Genomic DNA, 261 nt, shown 5'->3' on the forward strand with positions numbered 1-261 from the left:
CTGGTACACCGCTCAGCCATCCGCCAACGTGCGCCATCTCGTGGCCTAGTACGATTGCGGTGTTGACCAAGAAACGAGACTTCTCCTGTGCGGACGCGGTATCGAACCCGTTTTTGGTGACCGTAAGATATGTCAGCCAGGCAGAATTGATGTATATTTCAGCGGGGTAACTGGGAAGGTAGTTGTAAGAGCGTGCATAACTGCCGGCTTTGAACTCTTTCTGCACGTCCTTGCGGTATTCGTTGTTCGGTGGTCCCAGAG

The 261-nt window shown here is 53.3% G+C and carries 1 protein-coding gene; it reads right to left on the reverse strand.

Annotation, left to right across the window (positions count from 1 at the left end):
- The coding region (locus AC0L3O_RS35605) for a hypothetical protein (RefSeq protein ID WP_473618182.1) at positions 1–261 on the reverse strand (261 nt) is incomplete at both ends.

It is taken from the genome of Mesorhizobium sp. WSM4810, from assembly GCF_055811235.1.